A 242-nucleotide genomic window follows, 5' to 3' on the forward strand; every position below is an offset into this window, starting at 1 on the left:
TGTTATTTCATTAACCCCTAGAATTTCCTTGTTAATAACAAAGTTAACTGGGTTAATATTAAAAAATACATTCCCGACTCCTGCAACCATAATTCTAGCTTGTGCTGTATTTACATTAGGAATGGTAATAAACTCCGACCCATCATTTGGAGTAGAATCTAAAAGAGTAACTGGATAAGTAAGACCACCATCTGTTGAAAGTAAAATACTTACATTGGCACAATTTATAGGAGCAGCAGTTG

1 protein-coding gene is annotated in these 242 nt (G+C 33.9%); it reads right to left on the minus strand.

Annotation, left to right across the window (positions count from 1 at the left end; translation table 11 throughout):
- A partial coding sequence (locus SB724_RS21570; RefSeq protein WP_410573089.1) for a hypothetical protein occupies positions 1 to 242 on the minus strand: 242 nt, incomplete at both ends.

The sequence above is a fragment of the Bacillus sp. SIMBA_031 genome (assembly GCF_046535225.1).
Classification (GTDB): Bacteria; Bacillota; Bacilli; order Bacillales; family Bacillaceae; genus Bacillus; species Bacillus velezensis.